This window comes from Methylobacterium trifolii (assembly GCF_022179685.1).
GTDB classification, from domain to species: domain Bacteria; phylum Pseudomonadota; class Alphaproteobacteria; order Rhizobiales; family Beijerinckiaceae; genus Methylobacterium; species Methylobacterium trifolii.
Genome location: NZ_BPRB01000160.1, coordinates 1 through 5,770, shown reverse-complemented (window position 1 = coordinate 5,770; position 5,770 = coordinate 1). Strand labels below are relative to the sequence as shown.

Here is a 5,770-nt window from a genome sequence, read left to right as displayed (position 1 = left end):
CTCCCCTCTCCCGACTTAGTTCGCGGGCCACCCTCTCCCGCAGAGGGGAGAGGGAAACACGCGCGGCACGTCCCGCGATGACCCCCGGAACCTTCATCACCTTCGAGGGCGGGGAGGGCGCCGGCAAGTCCACCCAGGTCGAGCGCCTCGCCCGCGCCTTGCGCGCCGCCCACGCCCGCCCGGTCCACGTCACCCGCGAGCCCGGCGGCTCTGAGCGGGCGGAGGAGATCCGGGCGGCCCTGCTCGCAGGCGCGGCCAAGCCCTACGGGCCCTTCGCCGAGGCGCTGCTGTTTGCAGCCGCCCGGATCGACCACCTCGACCGGCTGATCCGGCCGGCCCTCGCCGCCGGAGAGGTGGTGCTCTGCGACCGCTTCATGGATTCGACCCGGGCCTACCAGGGGGCCGCCGGCGGCCTCGATCCCGGCACCGTGGCGGCCCTGGAGCGCGTCGTCGTCGGCCGGACCCGGCCCGACCTCACCCTCATCCTCGACCTGCCCCCCGAGACCGGGCTCGCCCGCGCCAGAACCCGCGCCGCGGGGGAGGGGCCGGATCGCTTCGAGGCCGAGGCCCTGGACTTCCACGCCCGGCTGCGCGCCGCCTTCCGGGCCATCGCGGAGGCCGAGCCCGCCCGCTGCACCGTCATCGACGCGAGCCAGGCACCGGATTCCGTCGAGGCCGCCATCCGCGCGGCCGTGGATGCCCGCCTCCCCGGCCTGCTCGGGGCCGAGGCACGCCACAAGGACAGCCGCCACGATGCCGCCTGAGCGCGCCCCCGACGATTTCGAGCCCGGCGACCTGCCCGGCCTCCTCCGCCCCCGCGAGACCGGGCGCCTCGTCGGCCATGACGCGGCCGAGGCCGCCTTCGCCGAGGCGATCCGCTCGGGGCAGATGCACCACGCCTGGGTGGTCGGCGGCCCTCCCGGCATCGGCAAGGCGACCCTGGCCTACCGCGTCGCCCGCCGGCTGCTCGCCGACCCGGAGGGCACGGCCCCCTGGCCAGGCCTGGACGTGCCCATGGACCACCCGGCCGCGAAGAAGATCGCGGCCCTGTCGCACCCCAACCTCGTGGCCCTGCGCCGCCACCGGGTGCCGACCGCCAAGACCCTGCCGACCCGGATCTCCGTCGACGCCGTGCGCAAGGCGCTGGAACTCTTCGCCTCCACCGCCGGCACGCTCGGCTATCGCATCTGCATCGTGGACAGCGCCGAGGACCTCAACGCCAACGCGGCCAACGCCCTGCTCAAGGTGCTGGAGGAGCCCCCGCCCAGCGCCCTGTTCCTGATCCTCGCCCACGCGCCGGGGCGCCTCCTGCCCACCATCCGCTCCCGCTGCCGGATGCTGTCCCTGCGCCCGCTCCCGGCAGGCGAGGTGAGGGAGGTCGTCGCCGGCTTCCCCGCGCCCTTCCCCGCCCCCGATGCGGACGCGCTCGCCCGTGCCGCCGCCCTGTCCGAGGGCTCCGTGGCGCGGGCCGTGGCCATGCTCGATCCCGCGACCGCGGGGCTGGTGGCCGAGGTCGAGACCCTGCTCGCCCGCGCCCACGCACCGGACTGGAGCCGCATCCTCAAGCTCGCGGACAAGCTCGCCGGCCGGGACGCGGACCCCCTCTACGAGACCGCCCTCGACACGGTGTTCCGCTTCGTCGCGGCCGAGATCGACCGGCGCAAGGCCGAGCCGCCCCATCGCCTTGCGGCCCTTGTCGAGGTGTGTGACAAGTTCGCCCGCGCCGCCCGCGAGGCCGCGATCTACAACCTCGACCGCAGGCCCCTCGTCCTCTCCCTGTTCGCGGACCTGGCGGGCACGGCCCGGGCCGCCTGACGCGCCCGGTCCTCAACGAACCGCGTATCCGGGGATCTACGACGTGACAGCCAGCGGCCCGGCGAAAAAGACCTACGGCATCACCACGGCGATCTCGTACCCCAACGGCGCGCCGCATATCGGCCACGCCTACGAGGTGATCGCCACGGACGCGATCGCCCGCTTCCACCGCCTCGACGGCTACGACGTGCTCTTCACCACGGGCACGGACGAGCACGGGCTGAAGATCCAGCAGGCGGCGACCAAGGCCGGCACCAGCCCCCACGCCTTCGTGGACGGGACCGCCGCCCGCTTCCAGGCGATGGCCGACCGGCTCGACTGCGCCTACGACCGCTTCATCCGCACGACGGAGCCCCCCCACTACGCCGCCGCGCAGGAAATCTGGCGGCGGATGGAGGCCAGCGGCGACATCTACCTCGACACCTATGCCGGCTGGTACTCGGTGCGCGACGAGGCCTATTACGACGCGGCCGAGACCCGCCTGCTGGAGGACGGCACGCGCCGCAGCCTCGGCACCGACACCCCCGTCGTCTGGATGGAGGAGGAGAATTTTCTCTTCAAGCTTTCTGCCTACCAGGACAGGCTGCTGAAGCTGTACGAGGACCAGCCCGACTTCATCGGCCCGGAATCGCGAAAGAACGAGGTGGCGAGCTTCGTGCGCTCGGGCCTCAAGGACCTCTCGGTCAGCCGCACCAACTTCGACTGGGGCGTGCCGGTGCCGGACCGGCCGGGCCACGTCATGTACGTCTGGGTCGACGCGCTCACGAACTACCTCACGGTCACCGGCTTCCCCGACGCGGGCGACGAGCGCCAGAAGTTCTGGCCGATGGACCTGCACGTCATCGGCAAGGACATCGTCCGCTTCCACGCGGTCTACTGGCCGGCCTTCCTGATGTCGGCCGGCCTGCCGCTGCCCAGGCGCGTCTTCGGCCACGGCTTCCTGCTCTCCAAGGGCGAGAAGATGTCGAAGTCGCTCGGCAACGTCCTCGACCCCTTCGACCTCGCCGACACCTACGGCGTCGACCCGGTGCGCTACTTCGTGCTGCGCGAGGTGCCCTTCGGCGGCGACGGCAGCTACAGCCACGAGGGCATCATCGCCCGCATCAACGCGGATCTGGCCAACGACCTCGGCAACCTGGCGCAGCGCTCCCTCTCGATGGTGGCCAAGAATTCGTCCGCCCAGGTGCCGGAGCCGGGCCCGTTCACCGAGGCCGACCGGGCGCTGCTCGCCGCCGCCGCCGCCCTGCCGGAGCGGGCGCGCGTCCTGATGAAGGACCTGGCGCTCCACACCATCCTGTCCGAGATCTGGGCGGTGGTGGCCGACGCCAACCGCTACTTCGCCTCGGAAGAGCCGTGGAAGCTGCGCAAATCCGACCCTGGGCGGATGGAGACCGTCCTCTACGTCACCCTGGAGACCCTGCGGGCGGTGGGCATCCTGGTCCAGCCCTTCGTGCCCACGGCGGCGGCCGCCCTCCTCGACCTCCTGGCCGTGCCGGCCGAGCGGCGCATGCTTGCGGACATCGACGGGGCAGGGCGCCTCGAAGCCGGCACGCCCCTGCCGGCCCCGAGCCCGATCTTCCCCCGCTTCGAGAAGCCCGAGGTGCCGGCGGCCTGAGCTCTCGCTTTCCCCTCCCCCTTGCGGGGAGGGGTCAGGGGTGGGGGTGGTTCAGAAGGGACCGCCGCGCCTGATCCGGCACCACCCCCACCTCCGGCTCCTCCCCGCAAGGGGGAGGAGAGACCCGCCGCGACAGACCAAAAAATCATGCTGATCGACAGCCACTGCCACCTCGACTTCCCCGACTTCGCACAGGACCTGCCCGGCGTGATCGCCCGCGCCGAGGCCGCGGGCGTGACGCGGATGCTCACCATCTCCACCCGCATCGCCAAGGCGCAGACCTACCGCGCGATCGCGCAGGCCCATCCCCAGGTCTGGTACACGGTGGGCACCCACCCGCACGGGGCCGCCGAGGAGCCGGACGTGCCCGCCGAGACGATCGCCGAGATCGCGCGGCAGGACCCGCGCTGCGTCGGCATCGGCGAGGCCGGCCTCGACTACCATTACGACGACGCTGCCCCCGAGGCGGTGCAGGAGCGGGTGCTGCGCGCTCACATCGCCGCGGCCCGCATCACAGGCCTGCCGCTGGTCATCCACGCCCGCGACGCGGACGCGCACATGGAGACCGTGCTCGCCGACGAGATGGGCCGCGGCGCCTTCAAGGCGGTGCTGCACTGCTTCTCCTCCGGCGCGCGGCTGGCCGAGGCCGGCGTCGAACTCGGCCTCTCCATCTCGTTCTCCGGCATCGTCACCTTCCGCCGATCGGATGCGTTGCGCGCCATCGCCCGCGCGGTGCCCCTCGACCGCATCCTGGTGGAGACCGACGCGCCCTTCCTCGCCCCCGAGCCGCACCGGGGCCGCACCAACGAGCCGGCCTACACCGCCGACACCGCCCGCTCGCTCGCGCAGACCCTCGGCCTCGAGCCGGCGGACTTCGCCCGGATCACCACGGAGAATTTTTACCGGCTGTTCGACAGGGCGCGGAGCGCGGACAGGCAAGGGGAGGGGGCGTGCGAGGGGGCGTGACAGGCGGCGGCGTCCTCGGATACCACCCCCTCGGGAGGTCCGGATGGCCACGCTGACCCTGCGCATCCTCGGCTGCGGCTCGTCCGGCGGCGTGCCGCGCGTCGGCTACGGCTGGGGCGCCTGCGACCCGTACGAGCCGCGCAACCGCCGCCGCCGCTGCTCCCTCCTGGCCGAGCGCCGCGGAGGGGAAGGCGCCACCACCCTCCTCGTGGACACGGCGCCGGACCTGCGCGAGCAGCTTCTCGATGCCGGCACGGCCCACCTCGACGGGGTGATCTACACCCACGCCCACGCCGACCACACCCATGGCATCGACGACCTGCGCCCCCTGGTGATCCAGATGCGGGCCCGCATCCCGACCTACGCCGACGCCCTGACCAGCGAATTGCTGCGGGCCCGCTTCGGCTACTGCTTCGAGACCCCGCCCGGCAGCGCCTACCCGCCGATCCTCGACCTGCACCCGATCCCGGAGGGCGGCACGGTCGCGGTGGCGGGGGCGGGCGGCACGATCGAGGCCGAGCCCCTGCCGGTCGAACACGGCAACGAGGCCGCCCTGGGCTTCCGCTTCGGGCCGGCCGGCTACATGCCCGACGTGAGTTCGATCCCGGAGGCGAGCCGGGCGCGCCTCCATGGCCTCGACCTGCTGATCATCGATGCGCTTCGCGAGACGCCGCACCCGACCCACTTCTCGGTCTCGGACGCCCTGGCGCTGATCGAGGCGGTGGCCCCGAGGCGCGCCGTGCTGACGAACCTGCACACCGACCTCGACTACGCGGCCCTGGCCCGCCGTCTCCCGGCCGGCGTGGTCCCGGCCCATGACGGCCTGAGCCTCACGGTCGACCTTTGATTTTCCTTGGTTCTTTGGGTTGCCGACGATCCGAAAGCGCTCGCCGAGACCGCTCGCGGATCCGTCCTGCGATGGGCGCGGCAGGGCAGGCGGGGAGGGATGGAGGGCCGAGCCGCGAAGGATTTTGAAATTGGCTGTTGACGCGCTGGGGCATGATCCGTATACCCCTGTTCATCGGCGCCGGCCGCGGAAGTGGCCCGGTCGCTGATGCATCTCTTGGACAGGTTGGCGGGCATAGCCGGCGGAAGCCGGACGTGCTGCTGTTTTTGTCTCTGGGGTTTCGTCTGGATCGCTGGTGTTTTGGTGGTTTGGATGTGTCGGTTTCGGGGCTCGGCGGTGTCGAGGGTCGGAGTTGACACGGGGATCGGCGGGCATTAAACGCCCTCCACCGTTGAGGCGGACCACCGAATGGTTGGTTCGGTATCACGGTTCTCCAAGACGGACAAGGTGGGTTTCGGGGCTGGTCCCTGGAATTTCGTGTCCGCGGGTTTTCCGGGCTTCTGGTCCGGCGTTCTTTGACAAGTGAA

General features: G+C 71.9%; 5 protein-coding genes. All 5 read left to right on the top strand.

Translation table 11 applies throughout. From position 1 onward, the window contains the following. Positions 1–77 precede the first annotated feature (77 nt). The 5 genes from tmk to COGEMETH_RS14535 all read left to right on the top strand — a co-directional run bounded on the left by tmk (position 78) and on the right by COGEMETH_RS14535 (position 5,243). Entirely contained in the window at positions 78–764 is a 687-nt protein-coding gene (tmk, locus tag COGEMETH_RS14555) for a dTMP kinase (RefSeq protein WP_238183351.1), read from the top strand. Next, a complete protein-coding gene (locus COGEMETH_RS14550; protein WP_238183350.1) occupies positions 754–1,815 on the top strand; it encodes a DNA polymerase III subunit delta' in 1,062 nt (353 codons plus the stop codon). The genes tmk and COGEMETH_RS14550 overlap by 11 nt, the downstream gene beginning before the upstream one ends. 43 nt (positions 1,816–1,858) lie before the next feature. After that, entirely contained in the window at positions 1,859–3,430 is a 1,572-nt protein-coding gene (metG, locus tag COGEMETH_RS14545) for a methionine--tRNA ligase (RefSeq protein ID WP_238183349.1), read from the top strand. 147 nt (positions 3,431–3,577) lie between these two features. Next, complete coding sequence (locus COGEMETH_RS14540; protein ID WP_238183348.1) at positions 3,578–4,396, top strand: TatD family hydrolase; 819 nt, start codon at positions 3,578–3,580, stop codon at positions 4,394–4,396. A gap of 43 nt (positions 4,397–4,439) precedes the next feature. Continuing rightward, positions 4,440–5,243: an MBL fold metallo-hydrolase gene (locus COGEMETH_RS14535; RefSeq protein WP_238183347.1), complete on the top strand. Its 804-nt coding sequence runs from the start codon at positions 4,440–4,442 to the stop codon at positions 5,241–5,243. The last annotated feature ends 527 nt before the right edge of the window (positions 5,244–5,770 follow it).